The sequence below is a fragment of the Bacillus sp. Xin1 genome, from assembly GCF_013314535.1.
Taxonomy (GTDB): Bacteria; Bacillota; Bacilli; order Bacillales; family Bacillaceae_G; genus Bacillus_A.
Genome location: NZ_JABUAE010000023.1, coordinates 1 through 23,204, shown reverse-complemented (window position 1 = coordinate 23,204; position 23,204 = coordinate 1). Strand labels below are relative to the sequence as shown.

Here is a 23,204-nt window from a genome sequence, read left to right as displayed (position 1 = left end):
TCTTTTTCTAATTAAAATACTAAAAACCGAAAAGCTTTAATACCAATTCGAACTTATAAATAAAAATTTAATTACTTTTCTTATATTATTCTTTTAACATACCTAAAAAATCACTAAAATTATCTACAACTTCACTAGTTACCGGATTCAACTCTTCTGATTCTTCATGATACCATACTACAACAGATGGTATTTCTTTTTCTCTAAAATCTAAACAAAGAAAATCACCTGCGAATAAAGCAGCAAACGGAATAACATTTACTCCTGTTAAATCTTCATCATCCGTTAAACGAGTATCAATATCAGATAATACAACCTCTATATTATACCAACCATTTTCATCACCATCTTCTGGGGTATCCAACAAACATAGGAAACGTTCAATTAGAAGTTCATTTTTTTTATGTGAAAAAACATTAGTAATAGGAATAGAGCCATTATACTTTTTCAAAAAATCTATAAAAGCAGCTGGTAATTTTATTTCACAATAATCCTCAAATGATTGAATTAATTCATCATCTGGTGGTTGAAGTTCACTACCATTTTTAATCTTCATTTTATTCTTTACCTACCTTTAGGAGCTATAAGACCAATCACCCTTTACCCCATCCACCTTTATGAAATATGCTAATATGAAAGTAATTTTCTATTCATCACCAAACATTAAGTCATCCAATTCTTCTATATCTTTTTCGATTTCTTTATTTCTTTCAATTAAATTTTTTATCATTTCTAATGATACTATTCTATTATGTTGATAAATTGTTAACATTGCTCCCATTGACATTAACTTTTCTGCTGTACTTTCTAAAGAAATCAAACCATCAATATCATAACTTTCTTTTATCATCAATGGCTCTTTTGTTTCAATACTCTTTTTTATTTCACTAATTGGTTTAGAAGTAACTTTCCTTAATATAGGAATATACTTATTAGTATTTTCATCACTTTCCACTACTAATTTAATTGAAACCATTATCAAAACCTCCTAATATTTAAAAGTCTACTATGTCGTTAATAGGCTTTCCTGGTAAACTTGTTTTATAATTTCTCCCATGCCATCCATAAAAATGTTCTCTATGTGTTAAAGGAAATATAACCTCTCCTTTATCTGCCAAATGAGGATATTTTGCAGCACTATATGTATGATGTCCTTGTAAAGTCTCTCCATTAAATTTTGCTTTTTTGTTATTTAAAATATCTTGTATTTGTTCCTCAGTCCAATTCCTTGAAGGAGTTTCTCCATTCAATATTCTTTCTTGTTCTTGATTCCAGAATTCATCTACCCCTTTACGTCTTCTAACACTAAATTTTTTATTCCAAATATAAGATTCATATTCCTCTTTTGTAATGGTTCTATTCTCAATTTTTAATTTCAAATTTTTCATTTTTTTTGCAGTTAATTGTTTATACGGAATAGGATGTTCTACTAAATCTAATCCTTTAACCCTTTGAGCTATAATATTTTCCGCTTTTTCAATATTTACTTCACTAACAATTTTATCAACATCATTACTTGTAGTAAAACCATCGATTGATCTAGTATTTTCCTTAACCGTAGTTTTCACAAAGTAATCTTTAATTGTAGGTATTTCAATTCTCATAGAACCCATACCTGCAAAAGCAAAGCGATCCCCCATTTGTAAATTACCAATAGTATGAGAAATAACTTCTGGAATTTTCTCTTTTGCTTTTTTAGTTGCCACCTTACCCAATTTACTTGCTTTACTTAGTCCTTTATCTCCAATAACACCTAATGCAACTTGTGTTAAAGCATAACTTCCCCATTTCGCACGGCTTTCAGCATCTCCATTTATTACATCATTAATAAATGAATCTGACACTACATTATACATAGTACTAAGGGTATCAATAGGATGCAACGCAGCATTCCCCATGTTTTCCCACGTTTCCCGTTTACCAAGCGCTTTAAATCCTTCTATGGTGTCTCCAATTGCTTCTCCTGCACCTTCTATAGTGCCATCTACAACTTTTCGGAAAGTAGATTTTTCAGGTAACTTACCACACATTGCCCCGTCTTCAATTGAACTACTCTTTAGATGGTTTTCAGCCTGACGTGCCCTCTCTTCTCCAATCGCTTGAATAGAAGTTGTCCACTCCATATTTAAGTCCTTCGTACTGAATGTACCACTTGCAGGACTAAAACCTTTCCCACTTTGGACTTCTGCAAGACCTGTAGCGATACTAGCAGCTAATTGAATTGCTGTACTATAATTATCACTAGATGTTTGATTAAACTCATACAGGTGATCTAACTTTTCTTGCAGTTTTTTTCTCATCGCAGTGAAAAGATTCGCCATAGCATCCATACCTGGAATTGGCATAGTTTGAGTGATGGCTTCCATACTTGCCTTCATCCGGTCAATTTCTCGAATTTGTTCTAATATTTCTTGTTCGACTACATCTGTGGAAGCTACCTTTGATTCAAATTGACTTGGAAAGGCATCATTCTGAACGATTAATTCTTCACATAAGTAAATGATCCCTTGTGCTAAAGGGCGAAAGGTTTGTACAAAAAATGCTTTTGCACTGTCATAAGTTTGCCCTTGTAAAACAGTATCAATTGCAAAAGCGTCAATCGAATGAATGGCTTGTTCCATACCTTGAATGGTAGCGGTACATACAGCATTCATGCTTTGAGTTTGGTTTCGTACTTCTCCCAAATACATATTTAAACTCATGCATTGACCTCCCTTGCTAGTTGTTGTTGCTGATAGGAAAGGTCGTTTTCTAAATCACTAAGGTCTCGTCTTTCTTTAAGCAACTTTTCTTTTTGGTTTTCCAATTCGAATGTAAGTTTTCGCTCAATGTGTCCTGCTTCTTGACGCATATTCATAAAAAAATGAGATAATTCTCTATCGCCATGCCAAGTTTCTAGAATACGGTTAAATAAACGATTACTCCGACTTTTCCATTCGTGAAAATCTGCTTCCGCTTGCTCCTGAGTGTGAATCGCAGATTGATTTCGGTCTTGTTCTTCGAATACACTTCGTAACTTTTGGTTTAATTGATTAATTTGGTTTTCAATATCTTGACTCATCATATTCCTCCTACCGTTTTACCTTTACGTAGGTTGTCACATTAGCGAAAAGTGTTGTGAAGTTCGTTATCCATTCTCTCAAACCCTTGGGCTACTAAATGAATATTATCCACCGCTTGTTGAAGGGCGGAACAAAATTGTTTCGTTAAATCTAAAGCTTGTTGGTTCGCTTCTTGTGCTTTGGAGTTAACAGATAGTGTAGTACGCGTCGCCTTCTTTATAGAACGATTTGTCGCACTTTCGATTGTATCCGAAGCATTTCTCATCTGCGTAGCAATTTGTTGTGCCGTTTGAAAATTACTTTGAAATTGTCCCATCGCTCAAATCCTTTCTCTGATTTTCAGAACATGCCAAAGAAATCCCAATAAATATATGAGATTTCCCTATCAATATCGCTCTTTTTAAACGTGTGCCCAACCTAGCTGGGTACGCAATCAAATGAGCCATACAATATAAGTTGTATGGCTCATTTGAAATTCTTGTTATGTAGAGTAAAACGTTTTTTATTTCAAACCGAAATTACGTGATAATTCTTCATCATGAGAAGCAACAGCTTCTGCAGTTTTGGAAAGTTGAACATTAATCTCATGTAGTAATTGTGAGAAGTTTTCTACTTTTGGTCTTAATTCGTTAAATTGTCGATCAAAACCTTCGAAAGCACGACCTTCCCACTCACCGCGTAATTCATTTTGCAATCCTTGTAATTTACGAAGAATATCATCAATTTGTTGAGAACTTTGTCCATATAATGCAGCCTTTGATTTTAGTTCTTCAGGGCTCATACGAATTTGTCCAGCCATTTTAATCTCCCCTTTAAAAATATGAATTGGTTAATTTTACTAAATTATTATAAATTATTGTAAGAATCTTTTAAAGACTTTATTTTACTAAAATAAAGAAATAAAAATAGTTAAAGAGGCTACTCTTGTTTTTTTTCCTTCTCTTCTTTTTCAATTTCAGATACCGATTTTTCAAGTTTTTAGATTGGAAGCAAGTGATGGAGAAATTCTTGCATATTTTCATAGTGAAGTTGAAAATTATGATTGGGCTATTTATGATTCAAATTATAATTGTGTAGGTATGTTTAAAGAAAATACTATACAGGGATTTGGAATGGTACGTGGTTCTTTAATGAATGAAAAAGAAATAAAACTTTCTGAGGTAGAAGTTGAATTTGATTTTTTCGAAACGTCTTTTCGTACGATAGATGATCGTATATTAATAAACTGTAAGAGAGGATATATGCCTTTGAATGGAGTGAAAGATTTGGATTAAATGTACCTATTATTAAATTAGGTAATAATATTTCTAATGCTGAAAAGATATTTGGTTTAGGTATTCTTCTTTATATTTTAGAAACGATTAAAGTAAGAAAAAGTAGGATTTTTAATGATTAGAATTAAATATTTAGATTATAAAATTTATTGAATATTTTATTAGGGGTCACATCACCCAAAGTGAAAGTAACTCCAAAATCAACTTTTATTATATATTTTGAAGTTTAACGTTTACTTCTTAAATTGATGAGCATGTGTTGTGCCAGAGCCAACTGGAAATGGGAACGGCAAGCGGGGTGTACCCGCTTGCCGTTTTTTCATAGCTTCGTATGTATTTGAATTCCTTTCGCTTTCTCCTCTTCCCCCTTCACGCGTACAATTAAATCATATGATCCGGATTTTGGTGCTTCAAAAGAAAGCAAACCTCCTTTTTGAGAAGTGACTTCTTCTTCATAAATGACCTTATCGTCTTTTGTGACTTGCAATAAAATCGTAACTTCTTCAACCGCGGCCTCATAAGGAATTTCCACATTTCCTTTTTCAGCTTTAATCGTTTGCACATTGTAATACCCTTGCAGGGAGCCAATTTTTAAAGTCGTTTCGCCATTTTTTTGAACCTTTGTGACTTTTGTTGCTGTATTGCATGCGCTTAACAATACAACAAGAGTGAGAATGAGAAATGAACGTAGCAATTTCATAGAGATTCCCCTTTGTTTTTTATCATGATAAAATTTTACCATTGCGGTAACTATTTTATCATTTTTTGATAAACCAACATATTCATCAAAATTAAAGCTTATAAAAATATATAAAGATCCACTCTTTAACTATTTCAAAAACACCAACAGCTTAAAAGAATCACTGTTTTTCTTCAACTTCCTTTTTAAATAATTTTTGAAATTCTAATTCTCTTTCATTAATAAAACCAAGATGTAAAACACTAGAAATATCTTCATGATTCAAAAAGAAATTATACTCTGAAGAAATATTACCATGAAGAAAATAATAACATACATAATCCCATGTTTTTTTGTTTCAGAATCGATCTGTTTTCTTCCATAAACCATTAATGGATGTTCCCAATCTTTAAGCATTACAACAGAACCTATTGGAAGTAATTCTAACTCTAAATTTTGTCCCACCTTATTTTCCCTTTCTTAAAATAGCTTTTTTTACAATAAAATAAGTAATAGAAAATAATAAACAAGTACCAATTGTACCAAAAACTACAATTGAAATTTTACCAGCTAGTGTTTCATTCGGATCTAATGCATTAGGTAAAATTGTACCGAAAATTGCAATACACGCTAATATAATCATAAGATATTTAAAATTTTTCACTTTTTTATTCATACTAATTATCTCCTTTACTCCTTAACAGCAACTTCTAAACCAAATCCCCATAAACCTACATCAGGACCAAATGGTAAATGGAATTTGAATCCGCTGTTTCCAGCCTTTATATACCTCTTTCTCTCTAGTTCAAAATTATACCATGTAAAAAACCGGAATTTACTCTTTGTAAAATAAAATTAAATAGATTACATATCATACAATTAATCATTTGTTAAATGCAACTAACATAAAATATCATTATCGGAATTCAATATATCTAGAAACTTAGAAAAGTCTCTTTAGAAGATTTGAAGGGACTTTCGTTCGTATAATTAGTGTTATCAAAAGTTCGACTTTTTCCAATAAAGTGAAACCTTAATCAGTGGGGGCTTCATCGCCCACTAATTATTAGCTCTCACCTCACTTCTTTGCTTCCACCGAATTTTGAGGTGGGAGTATTACTGCCCGCGTTAGTGCGAGATAACGTATTTTATCTAATTTTCTACTTCAGCTAAGGAAGTTATCCAAACTTTATAAATAAAAGAATGAGGAGCAATTTAATCCCAATTACTTTTCATATTAGGTAATCATTTAATATGTTTTAGGAATATTTACAATTCCTTTTTTCTTCTATGCTATAAAGCAATGTAATAAACTTACATAATGCCGCGGTTTTCACACTATCTTTCCGATAAATAAAGTACGTTGGAATAAATCTATTTTCATTTAATAACGGTGTACGGACGAGCTCCCTATGAGAATCAAATTGCTCTGCTACTTCCCGCGGGAGCATGGATACTCCAAGACCAGCTTTCACACATCCGATAATACCATCTAAGGAGTTTACCTCCATTACCTTCCTCGGAACAATCCCTTCCGACAATAACCATTCCTCCAATACCTTTCTATAAAAACAGCCAGATTGAAAAACGATAAATGACTGCTCTTCCATATATTTATGATCCAATAAAAACTTTCTCTTTGACAGTAACATCATTTCCTCCTGAAATACTTCTATCTTTTCTAATGCTGGATCGTCAGTGATATTGGCTACAAATGCTCCTTCTAATTCATGTAAAAGTATTTTTTTTGTTAATTTTTCCGTGCTGTTCGTTTGAATCCCAATCTCAACCTCTGGATATTTTGTATGATAATTAGAAAGAATGTTTGGCAATCTAACTGCTGCTGCCGTTTCCATTGCTCCGATTTTCAACATTCCCCCTGGCAATTTCGTATATTTAATCTCTCTTTTTGACTCATTCAATAATTGAATCATTTTTTCAGCATATTTCAATAATGTTTCTCCTGCTGGCGTTAGTGTGACCCCATTGCGATGCCGGTAAAATAACTGTGTCTCATACTCCGCTTCTAATCTTTTTATTTTAGCTGTAATATTCGATTGGACAAAATTAAGACGAACTGCTGCTTTTGAAATACTTTTTTCCTGCGCTACCATATAAAAAGCTAAAAAATCTTGTAAGTTCATTTTTCTCGTCCTTTCATTCGTATCATTATTTTTGATATTACATATTAAAAAACAGTATTTTACGCACTATGTATATTCCCCTATCATATGTATTAAAAGCTGCGTCAAGAAGGGAGATTACGTGCAAGAAACAAAGACATGGAAAATGATTCTATCCGGTATCTTTGCCTTAATAGCTGTAATGGGCATTAGTCGTTTCGCTTACACGCCAATTATCTCTTTTATGGAAAGGCAGGCTCATGTAGAAGAAGACCTCGCTGGATATTTAGCATCCAGTAACTATCTCGGCTATCTGCTTGGTGCCTTCTTTATTGGATTTATTACGTTAAAAAATCGTGAAAAAGTGTTACATCATTGTTTATTTTTCAACGTCCTTTCGACCCTTTGTATGGGCTTTACCTCTCAAATTTTCTTTTGGTTTTCTCTTCGGTTTATTGGAGGTTTTACGAGTGCTATCGTGTTTGTTCTTGCCTCTAGTATTGTTCTAGATTATTTATTTCATCGGAATAAGATTATACTAAGCGGGATGATTTATAGTGGTGTTGGAATTGGAATTATTTTCGCTGGATTATTCGCCCCTCTGTTCAACTCGCTTTGGTATTGGAAGGGATCTTGGATTGGACTCGGTCTTATTAGCTTTAGTTTAGCTATTTTTGTATGGAAATGGTTAAAAGAAGATACTAGACATACTGTGCAAAAATCAAAAGTTACTACAATAAATACGACTCATAGAAAAAACTATTTATTTTGGCTCATTTTAGCTTATGGATTTGAAGGATTTGGCTACATCATTACCGGAACTTTTCTTGTCACTATTGTAGAAAGAATTACCCTCTCATCCTTTTATGCGTCGTGCAGCTGGATTATTGTTGGTATCGCTGTTATTCCATCTAGCTATATTTGGTCAAGCATTGCTCAAAAGTATGGAACAACACGCGCTCTTATCTCCGCCTACTGTCTACAAATTATAAGTGTTCTTTCTCCACTCCTTATTCCTAACGTAATCGGAGCATTTTTAAGTGCTTTTCTTCTCGGAGCTACATTCGTAGGTATCACTATTTTAACAACGACAGAAGCAAAAAGAAGCAAACCAAATGAAAGTAATAAAGTTATCGGTTATACAACTGGAATTTATGGTATTGGACAAATTATTGGACCGATTTTCACAGGGATTATCGCGAAACAGACACAGAGCTTCTCTTTTCCACTCGTTGGCGCTGCGCTTACATTAGTAATTTCTATTTTTCTATTGTTGATTGGAGAATTACGATGTAAACAAGTCGAGAGAAAGCGATCCTATGTAGATATCAATGGATAAGTATCTTTTTGAAAGCATGAATCTTAAAGCTATTCCACATAGTATGCAAACTTTCCTATCTCGAAAAATATCTTATGTATCATTCATATACTCATAATTTTCTTCATAAAAAGAAGCTAACATAAAACATGTTAGCTTCTAAAAATCTACCTTTGCAATTGCACGATACCCTATATCATTTCGATAAAATAAACCATCACTCTCGATTTTTTCTATCTCTTTATATACTTTATCCTTTGCTTCTTGTAAGTCTTTTGCTTTACAAGCAACAAATAGCACACGACCACCGTTTGTTACAAAATCTCCATGTTTCATAGCTGTGCCTGCATGAAAGACAATTACATCTTCTAATGTATCTAATCCAGAAATCACAGCACCTTTTTCATATGCTGCTGGGTATCCTTTTGAAGCAAGTACGACACCGATAACTGCTTCCTCTGACCACTTAAGTGTTAGCTCTTTTCCATCTAATACGTAATTACATACGTCGACTAAATCACTTTCTAAACGAGGTAATACAACCTCCGTTTCTGGATCACCAAAACGAGCGTTGAATTCAATTACTTTCGGCCCTTCGTTAGTTAAAATAAGCCCCGCGTATAAAATACCTGTAAATGAACGTCCTTCTTGAATCATTGCCTTGGCAGTTGGATGTAAAATTGTCTCAATTGCTTCGCTAACTGCTGATTCTGGAATTTGTGGTACTGGAGAATATGCTCCCATTCCTCCTGTATTTGGTCCTTTATCACCGTCAAAAGCACGTTTATGATCTTGTGCAATGACCATTGGATAAACAGTTGTTCCATTTACGAATGCCATTAAAGAGAATTCCTGTCCATCTAAAAACTCTTCAATAACAACCTTTTTACTCGCTTCACCGAATTTTACATCTTGCAGCATTTCTTTCACAGCTTGCAATGCCTCTTCTAACGTCATTGCCACTGTTACACCTTTTCCAGCTGCTAAACCGTCCGCTTTAATAACAATTGGCGCACCAATTTTTTGAATGTATGCTACTGCTTCCTCATAGTTTGTGAACGTTTCATATGCTGCTGTTGGAATATCGTATTTTTTCATAAGCTCTTTTGTAAAAGCTTTACTTCCTTCAATTACAGCGGCTGCTTTATTCGGTCCAAAAACGCGAAGCCCCTCTGCTTCAAAACGATCAACAATTCCATTCATAAGAGGAATTTCAGGACCAACGAATGTTAAACCGATATTGTTCTCTTTCGCAAACAGAACAAGTGCATCAAAATCATTTTCATCAATATCAACTGGCATTGCCACATCTCTCATGCCTTCATTGCCTGGTGCTACGTACACCTTCTCCACTTGCTCAGACTGTGCAAACTTCCAAGCTAAAGCATGCTCGCGCCCACCGCGACCGATTACTAAAACATTCATATATTATCCTCCACTTTTTAAAACGGAAAACAGGAGCAAGCCTATTTTCCGTGTCGTATTTTGTAGATAAGTCGATATCCCATGTCGAAACGCCGATATATCATGAGAAACGGTCGATATATTTGAATTTGCGCCGATAAAATTTCATATACTTGTATATTTCTATTAATGTTTGAAATGACGTACGCCCGTGAACACCATAGTAATTCCATATTCATCAGCTTTTTTAATAGAATCTTCATCGCGGATAGATCCACCAGGTTGAATGATGGCTGTAATCCCTGCTCTAGCAGCCTCTTCTACTGTGTCTGGCATTGGGAAAAATGCATCAGATGCTAAGGCACTACCTTGCGCTTTGTCAGCAGCTTGCGTGATGGCAATTTTCGCCGAGCCAACGCGGTTCATTTGCCCAGCGCCAACACCGATTGTCATGTTATCTTTTGCTAAAACAATCGCATTTGATTTTACGTGTTTAACAACTTTCCAAGCTAGTTTTAAATCGGCCCATTCTTGCTCCGTTGGTTCACGTTTTGTTGGAACTGTAATTGCATCTTCATCTAGTGCTAGTGTATCTTCTTCCTGAACTAAAAGGCCACCTTGTACAGAAGTTAATTTTTTACTTGCATTTGCTGCTTTTTCAATATTTACAGTTAACAGACGTAAATTTTTCTTACTTTGCAACACTTCTAAAGCTTCTTGTGAGAAAGAAGGTGCGATAATAATTTCTAAGAAGATTTCATGTAACTTTTCAGCCGTAGCTTTATCAATTTCACGATTGGCTGCAATAATGCCTCCAAAAATTGATACAGGATCCGCTTCGTAAGCACGTGTGTATGCTTCATGAATATCAGTACCAACACCAACTCCACATGGGTTCATATGTTTTACAGCTACCACTGCTGGCTCTGTAAATTCTTTTACAATGCTAAGTGCTGCGTCTGCATCATTGATATTGTTATAAGATAATTCTTTTCCATGTAATTGTTCTGCATATGCAACAGAAGAAGTTGCTGCAAATGGCGCTTTATAGAATGTTGCTTTTTGATGCGGATTTTCACCGTAACGTAAATCTTGTTTTTTCTCGAATGTTACTGTTAATGTTTCTGGGCTTTCTTCTCCCATTTGTTCAGTTAAATAGTTTGAGATTAATGCATCATATGCCGCTGTATGGCGGAATACTTTTGCTGCTAATTTTCGTTTTGTTTCGTCTGTAACTTCACCGTTTTCTTTTAGCTCAGCTAGTACAACATCATAATCTGTTGGATCAACGATCACTGATACAAATTTATGATTTTTCGCAGCTGAACGAATCATTGTTGGACCACCGATATCAATATTTTCAATTGCATCAGCAAATGTCACATCAGGTTTAGCAACTGTTTCTTTAAATGGGTATAAGTTTACAACAACAAAGTCGATTGGCTGAATGCCTAATTCATTCATCTGCGCTACATGCGTTTCATTATCACGTACTGCAAGTAAACCACCATGAATGTTTGGATGTAATGTTTTCACACGACCATCCATAATTTCCGGGAATCCTGTTACCTCAGAAATCCCAATTACTTGCAAGCTATTTTCTTCCAATAATTTTTTCGTTCCACCTGTTGAAATAACTTCAATCCCTTGTTCAAGTAGCCCTTTAACAAACTCTACAACACCTGTTTTATCTGAAACACTTACTAATGCACGCTTTTTCATTTATCCTTCACCCCTAGTTGAATGTTATTTAACAGTCTTCTCTTTCATATATTGAACGATTTCGTTCACCGTATCTACGTACAATCTATGTTCAACTTGCTGAATTTTCTTTTGTAAACTCTCTCTCGTATCCACGTCAGAAACATTTACTGCTTCTTGTGCAATAATCGGTCCTGTATCCATCCCTGCATCTACGTAGTGAATTGTCACTCCTGTTACTTTCACTCCTGCCTCTAACGCTTGACCGACAGCATCTTTCCCTGGAAAACTTGGCAATAATGATGGATGAATATTAATGATTTTCCCGCCATATGCTTCTAATAATGTTGGCCCGATAAGACGCATATATCCCGCTAAAATAACACAATCGATCTCGTATTCTCGCAGTTTTTTTAGTATCTCATTTTCAAACGCTTCTTTTGATTGATATTCTTTCGCTGAAAAAGCAAAGCATGGAACATGATGATAATGCGCTCGTTCGATAACACGTGCCTCAGGTTGATCACATACTAGTAAACTAATATCAGCTTGTAAGCTTTTTTCTTCCACTGCATTCATTAGCGCTTGGAAGTTAGAGCCGCTTCCTGAGGCAAAAACTGCCAATCTACTCATAGTTCTGTGCCTCCATGAAAAGCGACACCTGATCCTTTTACAGTGCGCCCAATGATGTGTGCTTTTTCTCCTTGCTCTGCAAGAAGCTTAACAACATCTTTTGCATCTTCTTCTTTTACTGCCACTACCATACCAATACCCATGTTAAAAATATTGAACATCTCTTTTTCTTCTAGTTTTCCAACCTCTTGAAGCAAGCTAAAAATCGGTTGAATTTGCCAAGAACCTAGTTCAATTTCCGCACCGATTCCTTCTGGCAACATACGTGGAATATTTTCAATAAAACCGCCACCTGTAATATGAGCCATGCCATACACTTCATATTTCTTCAATAGTTCTAAAATAGGTTTGACATAAATTTTCGTTGGCTTTAATAGTTCTTCACCAAGAGGTAGTTCTAAACGACCATGTATACGATCTAAAGATAGCTGTCCGTCTTCTAATAACACTTTGCGCACTAAAGAATAACCATTACTATGAATACCGCTAGATGCTAAACCAATTAACACATGACCTTCTTCAATAGACTGACCCGTTACAATTTTCTTTTTATCAACAATACCAACCGTAAAGCCTGCTAAGTCGTACTCTTCAGTGGAATACATACCTGGCATCTCAGCTGTTTCTCCACCAATTAGCGCACAGCCAGCTTGGCGACAACCTTCTGATATACCTTTGACGATGTTTTCAATTTTACTAGGTTCTGCTTTACCGCAAGCAATATAGTCAAGGAAGAAAAGCGGTTCTGCCCCTTGGACAACAATATCATTTACACACATTGCTACTGCATCAATACCAATTGTGTCATGTTTATCCATCATGAAAGCGAGCATCAATTTTGTACCTACACCGTCTGTTCCAGATACTAATACAGGTTCTTCTAATGCAAATTTTGATAGATCAAACATCCCTCCAAAACCGCCAAGACCTCCTAGTACTTCTTTTCTCATTGTTGTTTGTACGTGTTTTTTCATGCGAGATACCGCTTCATATCCAGCTTCAATATCTACTCCTGCTTGCTTATATGCATTCGCCATCGTTTTTTACACCTCGTCTTTTAATTTCTCCCACCAAAGCGGGCGCTTTAGAAAAGAGCTAGCTTCTACTTCAAATAAAGTAGAAGCTCCTCACTTTTTTTATTTCATACTTTCTAAAAGCTCTTGCTCGTAATCATAAAGAGCTGTTGGATAATCCCCATTAAAGTACGCCATACATAAGCCGCCATATTTCCCTTCATATGGGCGTCCAATTGCATCTACTAAACCATCTTCACTTAAAAATGTTAAAGAATCTGCGCCAATGATTTGACGTATTTCTTCTATAGAGTGGTTTGCTGCGATTAATTCTTTTCTTGTTTGAATATCAATGCCATAGAAACAAGGATATTTAAGTGGTGGAGAAGCAATTCTCACATGCACTTCTGTCGCCCCTGCCTCGCGAAGCATTCGAACAATACGTTTACTTGTTGTTCCTCGTACAATCGAATCATCGATCATTACAACGCGTTTCCCTTCAACTACTCCTCGTACCGCTGAAAGCTTCATTTTTACCCCTTGCTCACGCAATTCTTGAGAAGGTTGGATAAAGGTACGACCAACGTAACGATTTTTAATTAATCCTAATTCATATGGAATGCCAGTTGCTTCTGCATAACCGATCGCTGCCGAAATACTAGAATCTGGTACACCTGTTACAACATCTGCTTCAATAGGAGCTTCCTTTGCTAAAGCTTTCCCCATGTTTTTACGCGCTGCATGAACATTGATACCAGCAATATTGGAATCTGGACGTGCAAAGTAAATGTATTCCATACTACAAATTGCGTGTTCCACATCATTTGTAAAACGATCTACTTGAATGCCCTCATCATTAATGATAAGTAGTTCCCCAGGTTCAACATCACGAATGTATGTCGCACCAACTACATCAAAAGCACATGTTTCAGATGCTACAACGTACGCATCTCCCATTTTTCCGATTGAAAGTGGACGGAAACCGTTCGGATCTAACGCAACGATCATTTCATTACCTGTTAGTAAAAGATACGCAAATGCGCCTTTTACTTTGTTCAACGCATCTTTTACGCTCTCAATGAGTGAACCTTTTGTATTACGCTTAATTAAATGAAGTAGTACCTCTGTATCTGAACTCGTTTGAAAAATACTTCCTTCTGCCTCTAATTCGCGACGAAGCATTTTTGCATTAATTAAATTTCCGTTGTGAGCTAATGCCATACTATGATCAGAGAAACGGAATAGTAGTGGTTGAACGTTCGCTACTTCACTTCCGCCTGCTGTTGCATAGCGTACATGTCCAATTGCTGATCTTCCATTTAAGCCTTCTAGCTCACCTCTTGAAAACACTTCTGATACTAAACCTAACCCCTTATGACCAACAATTTTCTCCCCATTATTTACAACAATGCCTGCGCCTTCTTGCCCACGGTGCTGTAAACTGTGCAAGCCGTAGTACGTAACCTGTGCTGCATTTTCATGCCCCCAAATTCCGAAAACGCCACATTCTTCATTTAACCCCTTTATTTCAGCAAGCATGGGATTGCCCCTTTCCAAGCCTTTCTCATTTCATCAACATTTGCTACAAGTAATACTTCGTTTTCTTCATTATGAATTGTTACTTCATTTGTACTTGTAACTTCCCCAACTTGAATTGCTTCTACTGCTTTTTCGAATGCTTCTTGTTGTTCACGTTTTACTGTTACGACAAAGCGTGATTGTGATTCTGCGAATAATGCTGCTGTTGCTTCCCCAGCTAATTTCACAGTAGCACCTAAGCCTTTCGCACCGATTGCACTTTCAGAAATTGCAACTGCCAATCCGCCTTCTGCAACGTCATGTGCAGATTGAACAAGTCCAGCTTGAATTGCTTCTAGTAATTGTTTTTGGCGCTTTAATTCTACTTCTAGGTCGATGCTTGGTGATTGACCAAAGATTTTACCGTATACCATCTTCTGTAATTCACTTCCACCAAACTCAGCTTTCGTTTCACCAATTACATAAACTAGATCTCCAGCTTCCTTAAACTCTTGTGTTGTTACATGTTTTAAGTCATGAACAAGACCTACCATACCAACAGTCGGTGTTGGATAAACAGCTTCACCGCTACGTTCGTTGTACATTGATACGTTTCCGCCGATAACTGGAGTTTGTAATGTACGACAAGCTTCACTCATACCATCTACTGATTTCTCAATTTGCCAGAAAATTTCTGGTTTCTCTGGATTACCAAAGTTCAAGCAATCTGTAATTGCAAGTGGCTCTCCGCCTGAACATACGATATTACGTGCAGCTTCTGCTACTGCAATTTTACCGCCCATTTCAGGATCTAAGTAAATGTAGCGAGAGTTACAGTCTGTTGTCATTGCTAATGCTTTCTCTGTGCCACGTACACGTACAACTGCCGCATCTGACCCTGGTGTAACAACTGTGCTTGTGCGTACTTGATAATCGTACTGATCATATACCCACTCTTTACTTGCAATCGTTGGTTGTTGTAATAAAGCTAGTAATGTCTCTTTATAGTTATCTACTTTTGGTGTTTCCATTTTCATTTCTTGGAACTCTTTAAAATATGCTGCCTCTTTTGAAGGTTTATGATAAACCGGTGCTTCTTCTGCTAATGCATCCGCAGGTACTTCTGCTACCATTTCACCTTTATGGAATAAGCGAAGCATTTTATCTTCCGTTACTTTCCCCATCGTAACAGCCGCTAAACCGTACTTCTCAAATAAGTCTACAATTTCTTGCTCTCTGCCTTTTTTCACCACAATCAACATACGTTCCTGTGATTCAGATAACATCATTTCATATGGTGTCATACCTGTTTCACGTTGTGGTACATCATCTAAATACATTTCAATACCCATTCCTGCTTTACTTGCCATTTCCGCAGAAGATGATGTTAAACCTGCCGCTCCCATATCTTGAATTCCAACAAGAGCATCAGATTGGATTAGCTCTAGACATGCTTCGATAAGAAGTTTCTCCATAAATGGATCGCCTACTTGTACTGCTGGTCGTTTCGCTTCTGAACTCTCAGATAATTCTTCTGATGCGAAAGTTGCACCGTGAATACCATCGCGTCCTGTTGAAGCACCTACGTACATAACCGTGTTACCAGCACCGTGTGCTTGCCCTTTTTTAATATCTTCATGATTAATTAAGCCAACGCACATTGCGTTTACAAGTGGGTTTCCTTCATAACATGGATCAAATTGTACTTCTCCGCCCACAGTTGGAATCCCAATACAGTTACCGTATCCTGCAATCCCTGCAACTACTTCTTCAAATAGATATTTTACGCGTGGTGATTGTAGTTCACCGAAGCGAAGTGAGTTTAATAATGCTACTGGACGCGCTCCCATCGAGAATACGTCGCGAATAATACCACCAACACCCGTTGCCGCACCTTGATATGGCTCAATTGCCGAAGGGTGGTTATGACTTTCCATTTTAAATACAACCGCTTGATTATCACCGATATCTACAATCCCTGCACCTTCGCCAGGTCCTTGCAATACGCGATCTCCTGTTGTTGGGAACTTACGAAGAACCGGTTTTGAGTTTTTATAACTACAATGCTCTGACCACATAACAGAGAATAGTCCTGTTTCTGTGTAGTTCGGCAAACGTCCTAAAATCTTTTCAACCATGGCAAACTCTTCGTCTGTTAGCCCCATTTCCGCATATATACGTTCTTCTTTAATTTGTGTTGGATTTGGTTCAAGCATTAACGACATATGTTTCCCTCCAATGTTTCAAAATAGATTGAAAGACTTTTAAACCTTCAGCGCCGCCAAGAAGTTCATCAACAGCACGCTCTGGATGTGGCATCATGCCAAGTACATTACCTTTTTCATTTACAATACCTGCAATATCTGAAACGCTTCCGTTTGGATTTTCTACGTAACGGAATGCAATTTGGTTCTTTTCTTCTAGTTCTTTAAGCGTTGCTTCATCACAATAGTAATTTCCCTCACCATGTGCGATTGGAATGTTAATTACTGCACCTTTTTCATATTGCGATGTAAACATCGTTTCGTTATTTTCAACACGTAACTGAACAGTACGGCACATAAACTTTAAGTTTTTATTTCGCATTAATGCACCTGGTAACAATCCTGATTCAACTAAAATCTGGAATCCATTACATACACCTAGAATTGGCTTTCCTTGCTCAGCAGCTTTTTGTACTGCCTTCATTGCATTTGCGAAGCGAGAAATGGCACCGCAGCGAAGGTAATCACCGTAAGAGAATCCTCCTGGTAAAAGAATCGCATCATACTCATCTAAATTCTCTGCATCATGCCAAACGTAGTCTACTTCTTCGCCAAGCTCATCTTTAATTGCATGAAACATATCAACATCACAGTTTGAACCTGGAAAAACGATTACGGCAAATTTCACTGTGCGACAACCTCCTCAACTTCATAACGGAAGTCTTCCATTACTACGTTTGCTAATAGTTTTTCACACATTTCTTTTACCTTGCTATCCAGGTCAGTTACTGATTTGTCAATTGTTAATTCCATATATTTACCGATACGAACATCTTGTACTTCTGTGAAAGAAAGACTGTGAAGAGCACCTTTCACTGCTGTTCCTTGTGGATCTAATACGCTCTCTCTTAATGTTACATATACCTTAACTTTATACATGTGAAGCTCCCCCTAAACGTTTTAAAATTTCTTCATATGCCTCTGTTAAATTACCAAGATCACGGCGGAATACATCTTTATCCAATTTCTCATTACTCTCTTCATCCCATAAACGACAAGTATCTGGTGAAATCTCATCTGCTAATATGATTTCGCCTTCTTCTGTTAATCCAAACTCTAATTTAAAATCTACTAATCTTACACGACAGCTTGCGAAGTGCTCAATCAATACTTGATTGATTTGTAGAGCTTTTTCTCTTAATGTACTTACTTGTTCTGGCGTTGCAACGTTTAACACACGAATATGGTCTTCTGTTACAAGTGGGTCTCCTAAATCATCATCTTTGTAGTAAAACTCTACGATTGGTGCTGCAAGTGCAGTTCCTTCTTTCATTCCTAATCGTTTTGAAAGACTTCCCGCAATTACGTTTCTTGTGACAACTTCTAATGGAATAATACTTACCTTTTTCACAAGTTGTTCTATGTCTGACAGCTTCTCAACAAAGTGTGTTTTAATTCCTACTTCTTGTAACTTTCTGAATAAAAGAGTTGTAATCTCATTGTTCAGACGACCTTTTCCTGTAATTGTCGCTTTTTTCTCCGCATTGAAAGCAGTAGCACTATCTTTGTACTCTACCCAAACCATATCTGCTGCTTCTGTACGATAAATCCTTTTTGCCTTACCCTCATACAGCAATTCTAGCTTTTGCATTTCGCAAGCCCCCTGTAGTTTGAAAAATGTGAATAGTATTTTTATAAAGAATGGCACAGAATGACTCTATTCCGTGCCATATAAAATTTTCAGATTAGTTCAGTCCAAGACGTTCAAAAATTGTATCAACATGTTGCATATGATGCTCATAGTTGAAGCATTCGTTGATTTCTTCTTGTGTTAATTTGCTTGTAATACGCTCATCTGCTTCTACAAGCTCTTTAAATTGCACTTGTGTCTCCCAAGCTTCCATCGCTTTAGGCTGTACGATATCATAAGCTTCTTCACGTACCATACCTTTGTCAATTAGCGTAAGCATTACGCGTTGAGAGTAAATTAAACCGTATGTTCTTTGCATGTTGCGCTTCATATTCTCTGGGAATACCGTTAAGTTTTTCACGATATTACCAAAGCGATTTAACATGTAGTTTAATGCGATAGTTGCATCTGGTAAAATCACGCGTTCTGCAGAAGAGTGAGAAATATCACGCTCGTGCCATAATGGAACATTTTCATAAGCAGTTAACATGTAACCACGAATTAAGCGAGCCATACCAGTCATATTTTCAGATCCGATTGGATTACGTTTATGCGGCATTGCAGACGATCCTTTTTGTCCTTTGGCGAAAGCCTCTTCTACTTCACGTGTTTCACTCTTTTGCAGGCCACGAATTTCAACCGCAATCTTTTCAATAGATGTTGCAATTAGTGCAAGTGTTGACATGTAATGCGCATGACGATCACGTTGCAATGTTTGTGTTGAAATTGGTGCTGCTTCCAAACCTAAGTTTTCACAAACATACTTCTCTACGAATGGATCAATGTTCGCGTATGTACCAACTGCACCAGATAATTTACCCACGCGAACTGTGTTAGCTGCTTGCTTGAAACGCTCTAAGTTACGTTTCATTTCTTCATACCAAAGACCAAGTTTTAAACCAAATGTTGTTGGTTCCGCATGCACACCGTGTGTTCTTCCCATCATAACTGTGTATTTATGCTCTTTTGCTTTGTTCGCTAAAATCTCAATGAAGTTTTCTAAGTCTTTTAATAAAATTTCATTTGCTTGTTTTAAGATGTAAGATAACGCTGTATCAACCACGTCTGTTGATGTTAAGCCGTAGTGTACCCATTTACGCTCTTCGCCTAATGCTGGTGTTTCTGATACTGCACGAGTGAAAGCAACTACATCATGACGTGTTTCTTTTTCAATCTCATAAATACGATCAATATCAAATGCTGCATTCTCGCGAAGTTTTTTCACATCTTCTTTTGGAATATCGCCAAGTTCAGCCCATGCTTCACAAGCTAAAATCTCAACTTCTAACCATGCTTTAAATTTGTTCTCTTCCGTCCAAATCGCACCCATCTCAGGGCGTGTATAACGACTAATCATCTTTTTCCCTCCAAAAGTTGTTCTTGATGGTCCCAAATATGCAAACTATGCGCTTTTTCTAAAGCAACTTCAATATTTTCATTTAAAATATTTACATGCCCCATTTTACGCTGCGCTTTTGCTTCTTCTTTTCCATACAAATGTAAATAGCACCCGGTAAATCTATTCACTTGGCTTAGGACCCCTTCTATATGTTCGCCTAAAATGTTTACCATGACAACTGGTTTTAACAAATTTGTTTCTCCTAGAGGTAAATTACAGATTGCTCGAATATGTTGCCCAAATTGACTTGTTTCACATGCATCGATTGTATAATGTCCTGAATTGTGAGGTCTTGGTGCTAATTCATTAATATAAATCTCACCATCTGCAGTAGCGAACATCTCTACCGCTAGTGTTCCCACAAGCTGAAGTTCATCCGCAAGTACCTGTGCGTATTCAATTCCCTTTTGTGAAAGTGCTTCTGTGATGCGAGCTGGTACAATAGATTCATGTAAGATGTTATTCACGTGAATATTTTCAGCTACTGGAAATACCTTCGTTTCACCACTTACGCTACGAGTTACAATCACTGATATTTCTTTTTCAAATGGCACCCATTTTTCTAAAATACATTCAGTTTGACTAGCAAGTTCACTTGCTCTCTCAACATCTGATTCACTTCTTAAAACCACTTGTCCTTTACCGTCATATCCTCCTGTTGTTGTTTTTAACACACAAGGGAAGGACAGTTCTTGAATCGCTTCAAGAAGATCATCTTGCTTTTGGACAAGTCGATATGGCGCTACCGGTAAACCCGCTTTTACAATTGCATTCTTTTCTGTAAAGCGATTTTGTGTTTTGTATAGTAGCTGACTGCCTTGTGGTAAATACGCATGTTTTTCAAGCCATTGTAAACATCTATAATCAATATTTTCGAATTCATATGTGACAACATCGCTTATTTCTGCTAAATGCTGAATCGCTTTCAAATCATCATAAGATGCAACAATTTCAATATCAGCAACTTGTGCACATGGTGAATGTTTTGTCGGATCTAGTACAGCAATTTTATAACCCATTTCCTTCGCTGCTAGCGCCATCATTCTTCCAAGCTGGCCACCGCCAATAATTCCAATTGTTTTTCCTGGTAAAATGATTCTTGTCATATTAGTTCACTACCTTCACGCACATTTTTCTCAATTGCTTCTCGTCTCAGTTCTAGTGCATCATGTATATCATCATGAAATGAGCCAAGTATTTGTGCTGCAAGTAGTCCTGCGTTTGTTGAACCAGCCTTACCAATCGCAACAGTTGCAACTGGAACTCCTCCTGGCATTTGAACGATAGACAGTAACGAATCCAAACCATTTAACGCTTTTGATTGAACAGGAACACCGATTACAGGAATATTGGTCTTCGCTGCAACCATTCCTGGTAAATGAGCAGCTCCTCCAGCTCCAGCAATAATAACTTTTAATCCACGTTCACGAGCTGTTTCTGCATATTCAAACATATAATCTGGAGTCCGATGAGCGGATACAACTTTCTTCTCATACGGAATATTTAATTCATCTAAAATGTCACAAGCATATTTCATTGTTTCCCAGTCTGACGTGCTTCCCATTATGACTCCAACTAGTGATTTCATATTAGAATCCCCCCGATTCAAATAAAAAAAGCCTGAAATAGAACATTTTCTCTTTTACTATGAGAGAAAGCGCTCTACTCAGGCATACGTATCCTTTGTGAATAGAAAAATACCGAGTGACTTTCCCTCATAGTCTAACGAATAACGGTCGTTAGGTAGAGACTTGCAGGCCATATCCCCGCGATTATATGAGGTGCGATATAATATTGTTTCTATGGCTATATTAACAATATTCCATGAACAATGTCAACAAATAATCGAATGTTTTTTTATTAGTTATTGATAACGTTCGTGTTTTAGTTATATTCAAAAGAGGAAGTGAAAATATATACAAATCAGAAAGGAAATTAAGATAATAATTCAAAATATAGATATACCAGGATTTCCCTGTAACTACAAGGTTTCATTAGGGTACTATATCAATGGAGCTAAAAAGAATTACATAAATGAATCAAGCATTTCCTAAAGCATATGAATCATTTACAGTTATCAAGATTCAACATATATTTTTTATTTATGAGCTTTGTGCTTATATTAATGTGTACGGAAAAAATTGTTATGAGAAAAGCTAGTTGATGAATTAACAGTACTAGACTTTTCAGGTGGTTTAAACGGTTCAATCGTATCAGAAGATTGAACATTAAACAATGATAAAATATTCCCAATGGTATGTAGAGATCTTAAAGATATTGAACTACTCCCACCTACCTCTACAAGAGCTTGAGGTGGGAGATTCTCCTGTCACTGTCCTCCCAAAAACAGTTCCTCTCGTTCAACAAAGAGGATACAACGATAAGAGTTCGGTAGTGTCTGTATGTAATGTAAGACGACCCATTCTATCTTCCGACGAAAGGCAAACAAAATAGGTACAGCTACTTTTTCTTATATCGAGGCTAGAACACTTTGTCATGCATCCAGTTCCTAGACTTGTTATCTGCTCTGGTAGTAAGCGTAAAAATCTGGGACAAAGTGCTCTTTTTTTATCATACAAATTGAATAGCACTATATGTTTAAAATAAAAAATAAGAAGCTTAGGGAGAACAAATAACAATGAAAAAGGATAAAGAATTAAAAGCCTATGCAATAGGTAATGATCACTGTTATGAAGTTGTTATTAGCAATAGTAAAGATATTGCTGTTTTTTGGTTAAGAGATGCCGCAGGATATAATAATGAGGAAATGGACAAGTTGGATGTGTGGAAGTTCCCATTAGATAAAAAAGTATTTATTAGGGATTATGGAGAAATATCTGCAAGAGAATTAATTCAAGAAGTAGTTCAAAGCGAAGTTTTTCGCAGTTTTCCAATAGTTGTTTTTAAAAAGAAAATGGAAAATGATTATTTTGAAAACTGGCATTCTCACTTTGAGATAGAAGAACCTACCGATTAAAGTGTTTTTGAACTAAATGATGCCTTTATGCCTGAATATAAAACCACAAAAAAACCTAAGTCAAAATGACTTAAGTTTTTTGCTTGGCGACGTCCTACTCTCACAGGGACAAGGTCCCAACTACCATTGGCGCTAGAGAGCTTAACTTCCGTGTTCGGTATGGGAACGGGTGTGACCTCTCTGCCATCATCACCAAACTATTGAAGGTA

General features: G+C 36.4%; 23 protein-coding genes, 1 rRNA gene, 3 pseudogenes and 1 riboswitch. Of the genes and pseudogenes, 3 read left to right on the top strand and 24 right to left on the bottom strand.

The genetic code is table 11. From position 1 onward, the window contains the following. Positions 1–85: 85 nt before the first annotated feature. The 7 genes and pseudogenes from HRG09_RS18330 to HRG09_RS18305 all read right to left on the bottom strand — a co-directional run bounded on the left by HRG09_RS18330 (position 86) and on the right by HRG09_RS18305 (position 3,861). Positions 86–556 carry an SMI1/KNR4 family protein gene (locus HRG09_RS18330; RefSeq protein ID WP_174102314.1) on the bottom strand — a complete coding sequence of 157 codons (471 nt, stop codon included), beginning with the start codon at positions 554–556 and terminating at the stop codon, positions 86–88. A 90-nt stretch (positions 557–646) separates the two neighbouring features. Beyond that, positions 647–976 carry a hypothetical protein gene (locus tag HRG09_RS18325; protein ID WP_174102313.1) on the bottom strand — a complete coding sequence of 110 codons (330 nt, stop codon included), beginning with the start codon at positions 974–976 and terminating at the stop codon, positions 647–649. 19 nt (positions 977–995) lie between these two features. Continuing rightward, positions 996–1,388 (bottom strand): hypothetical protein, encoded by a 393-nt coding sequence (locus tag HRG09_RS29710; protein WP_254610123.1) that lies wholly within the window; start codon positions 1,386–1,388, stop codon positions 996–998. Positions 1,389–1,603: 215 nt separating this feature from the next. After that, a pseudogene (locus tag HRG09_RS29705) lies at positions 1,604–2,702 on the bottom strand (T7SS effector LXG polymorphic toxin); the annotation flags it as partial. Continuing rightward, positions 2,699–3,061: a DUF3958 family protein gene (locus tag HRG09_RS18315; RefSeq protein ID WP_174102312.1), complete on the bottom strand. Its 363-nt coding sequence runs from the start codon at positions 3,059–3,061 to the stop codon at positions 2,699–2,701. The pseudogene HRG09_RS29705 and the gene HRG09_RS18315, both read right to left, overlap by 4 nt. A gap of 41 nt (positions 3,062–3,102) precedes the next feature. Further along, positions 3,103–3,378, bottom strand: coding sequence for a TIGR04197 family type VII secretion effector (locus tag HRG09_RS18310; protein ID WP_174102311.1), 276 nt, complete (start codon positions 3,376–3,378; stop codon positions 3,103–3,105). Between the two features lie 186 nt (positions 3,379–3,564). Beyond that, the gene (locus HRG09_RS18305; RefSeq protein ID WP_174100419.1) at positions 3,565–3,861 is read right to left on the bottom strand and encodes a WXG100 family type VII secretion target; all 297 of its coding nucleotides are present in this window, start codon (positions 3,859–3,861) and stop codon (positions 3,565–3,567) included. Between the two features lie 172 nt (positions 3,862–4,033). On the opposite strand from HRG09_RS18305, the pseudogene HRG09_RS18300 reads away from it, so the two are divergent. After that, positions 4,034–4,458: pseudogene (locus HRG09_RS18300) on the top strand (ABC transporter ATP-binding protein); the annotation flags it as partial. 197 nt (positions 4,459–4,655) lie between these two features. On the opposite strand, the gene HRG09_RS18295 reads toward HRG09_RS18300, so the two are convergent. From HRG09_RS18295 to HRG09_RS18275, 4 genes and pseudogenes are all read right to left on the bottom strand, one after another. Continuing rightward, positions 4,656–5,036 (bottom strand): BA_1872 family lipoprotein, encoded by a 381-nt coding sequence (locus HRG09_RS18295; RefSeq protein ID WP_174102310.1) that lies wholly within the window; start codon positions 5,034–5,036, stop codon positions 4,656–4,658. 160 nt (positions 5,037–5,196) lie between these two features. Continuing rightward, a pseudogene (locus HRG09_RS29040) lies at positions 5,197–5,480 on the bottom strand (DUF4176 domain-containing protein). 1 nt (position 5,481) lies between these two features. Beyond that, the gene (locus tag HRG09_RS18280) at positions 5,482–5,691 is read right to left on the bottom strand and encodes a hypothetical protein (RefSeq protein ID WP_174102307.1); all 210 of its coding nucleotides are present in this window, start codon (positions 5,689–5,691) and stop codon (positions 5,482–5,484) included. 583 nt (positions 5,692–6,274) lie between these two features. Next, on the bottom strand, positions 6,275–7,159 hold the full coding sequence (locus HRG09_RS18275) for a LysR family transcriptional regulator (RefSeq protein ID WP_174102306.1): 885 nt from the start codon (positions 7,157–7,159) through the stop codon (positions 6,275–6,277). A 121-nt stretch (positions 7,160–7,280) separates the two neighbouring features. Here HRG09_RS18275 and HRG09_RS18270 point away from each other — a divergent pair, with 121 nt between their 5' ends. After that, positions 7,281–8,477 (top strand): YbfB/YjiJ family MFS transporter, encoded by a 1,197-nt coding sequence (locus tag HRG09_RS18270; RefSeq protein WP_174102305.1) that lies wholly within the window; start codon positions 7,281–7,283, stop codon positions 8,475–8,477. 138 nt (positions 8,478–8,615) lie between these two features. Here the strand turns inward: HRG09_RS18270 and purD are convergent, their stop codons facing one another. The 12 genes from purD to purE form a co-directional block, all read right to left on the bottom strand. Next, positions 8,616–9,881, bottom strand: coding sequence for a phosphoribosylamine--glycine ligase (purD, locus tag HRG09_RS18265; protein WP_174102304.1), 1,266 nt, complete (start codon positions 9,879–9,881; stop codon positions 8,616–8,618). A gap of 165 nt (positions 9,882–10,046) precedes the next feature. Next, positions 10,047–11,582: a bifunctional phosphoribosylaminoimidazolecarboxamide formyltransferase/IMP cyclohydrolase gene (gene purH, locus HRG09_RS18260; protein ID WP_174102303.1), complete on the bottom strand. Its 1,536-nt coding sequence runs from the start codon at positions 11,580–11,582 to the stop codon at positions 10,047–10,049. Positions 11,583–11,606: 24 nt separating this feature from the next. Further along, positions 11,607–12,194 carry a phosphoribosylglycinamide formyltransferase gene (gene purN, locus HRG09_RS18255; RefSeq protein WP_174102302.1) on the bottom strand — a complete coding sequence of 196 codons (588 nt, stop codon included), beginning with the start codon at positions 12,192–12,194 and terminating at the stop codon, positions 11,607–11,609. Beyond that, complete coding sequence (gene purM, locus HRG09_RS18250) at positions 12,191–13,231, bottom strand: phosphoribosylformylglycinamidine cyclo-ligase (RefSeq protein WP_174102301.1); 1,041 nt, start codon at positions 13,229–13,231, stop codon at positions 12,191–12,193. Before purM ends, purN begins: the two co-directional genes overlap by 4 nt. 99 nt (positions 13,232–13,330) lie before the next feature. Further along, entirely contained in the window at positions 13,331–14,746 is a 1,416-nt protein-coding gene (gene purF, locus HRG09_RS18245; RefSeq protein WP_174102300.1) for an amidophosphoribosyltransferase, read from the bottom strand. Then, positions 14,731–16,950 (bottom strand): phosphoribosylformylglycinamidine synthase II, encoded by a 2,220-nt coding sequence (gene purL / locus HRG09_RS18240; RefSeq protein ID WP_174102299.1) that lies wholly within the window; start codon positions 16,948–16,950, stop codon positions 14,731–14,733. The genes purF and purL overlap by 16 nt, the downstream gene beginning before the upstream one ends. Then, complete coding sequence (purQ, locus tag HRG09_RS18235) at positions 16,934–17,617, bottom strand: phosphoribosylformylglycinamidine synthase subunit PurQ (protein ID WP_174102298.1); 684 nt, start codon at positions 17,615–17,617, stop codon at positions 16,934–16,936. Before purQ ends, purL begins: the two co-directional genes overlap by 17 nt. After that, positions 17,614–17,868 (bottom strand): phosphoribosylformylglycinamidine synthase subunit PurS, encoded by a 255-nt coding sequence (gene purS, locus HRG09_RS18230; protein ID WP_000278826.1) that lies wholly within the window; start codon positions 17,866–17,868, stop codon positions 17,614–17,616. The genes purQ and purS overlap by 4 nt, the downstream gene beginning before the upstream one ends. Further along, positions 17,861–18,580: a phosphoribosylaminoimidazolesuccinocarboxamide synthase gene (gene purC, locus HRG09_RS18225; protein WP_174102297.1), complete on the bottom strand. Its 720-nt coding sequence runs from the start codon at positions 18,578–18,580 to the stop codon at positions 17,861–17,863. Before purC ends, purS begins: the two co-directional genes overlap by 8 nt. Before the next feature lie 94 nt (positions 18,581–18,674). Next, on the bottom strand, positions 18,675–19,976 hold the full coding sequence (purB, locus tag HRG09_RS18220; RefSeq protein WP_174102296.1) for an adenylosuccinate lyase: 1,302 nt from the start codon (positions 19,974–19,976) through the stop codon (positions 18,675–18,677). Further along, positions 19,973–21,124, bottom strand: a complete 1,152-nt coding sequence (gene purK / locus HRG09_RS18215; RefSeq protein ID WP_174102295.1) for a 5-(carboxyamino)imidazole ribonucleotide synthase — start codon at positions 21,122–21,124, stop codon at positions 19,973–19,975. The genes purB and purK overlap by 4 nt, the downstream gene beginning before the upstream one ends. Beyond that, positions 21,121–21,606, bottom strand: coding sequence for a 5-(carboxyamino)imidazole ribonucleotide mutase (gene purE, locus HRG09_RS18210; RefSeq protein WP_174102294.1), 486 nt, complete (start codon positions 21,604–21,606; stop codon positions 21,121–21,123). The genes purK and purE overlap by 4 nt, the downstream gene beginning before the upstream one ends. A 110-nt stretch (positions 21,607–21,716) precedes the next feature. Further along, positions 21,717–21,818: riboswitch (purine riboswitch) on the bottom strand. Between the two features lie 838 nt (positions 21,819–22,656). On the opposite strand from purE, the gene HRG09_RS18205 reads away from it, so the two are divergent. Next, entirely contained in the window at positions 22,657–22,995 is a 339-nt protein-coding gene (locus HRG09_RS18205) for a hypothetical protein (RefSeq protein ID WP_174102293.1), read from the top strand. Positions 22,996–23,076: 81 nt separating this feature from the next. On the opposite strand, the gene rrf is transcribed toward HRG09_RS18205, so the two are convergent. Continuing rightward, positions 23,077–23,192, bottom strand: a 5S ribosomal RNA gene (rrf, locus tag HRG09_RS18200). Positions 23,193–23,204: the final 12 nt, after the last annotated feature.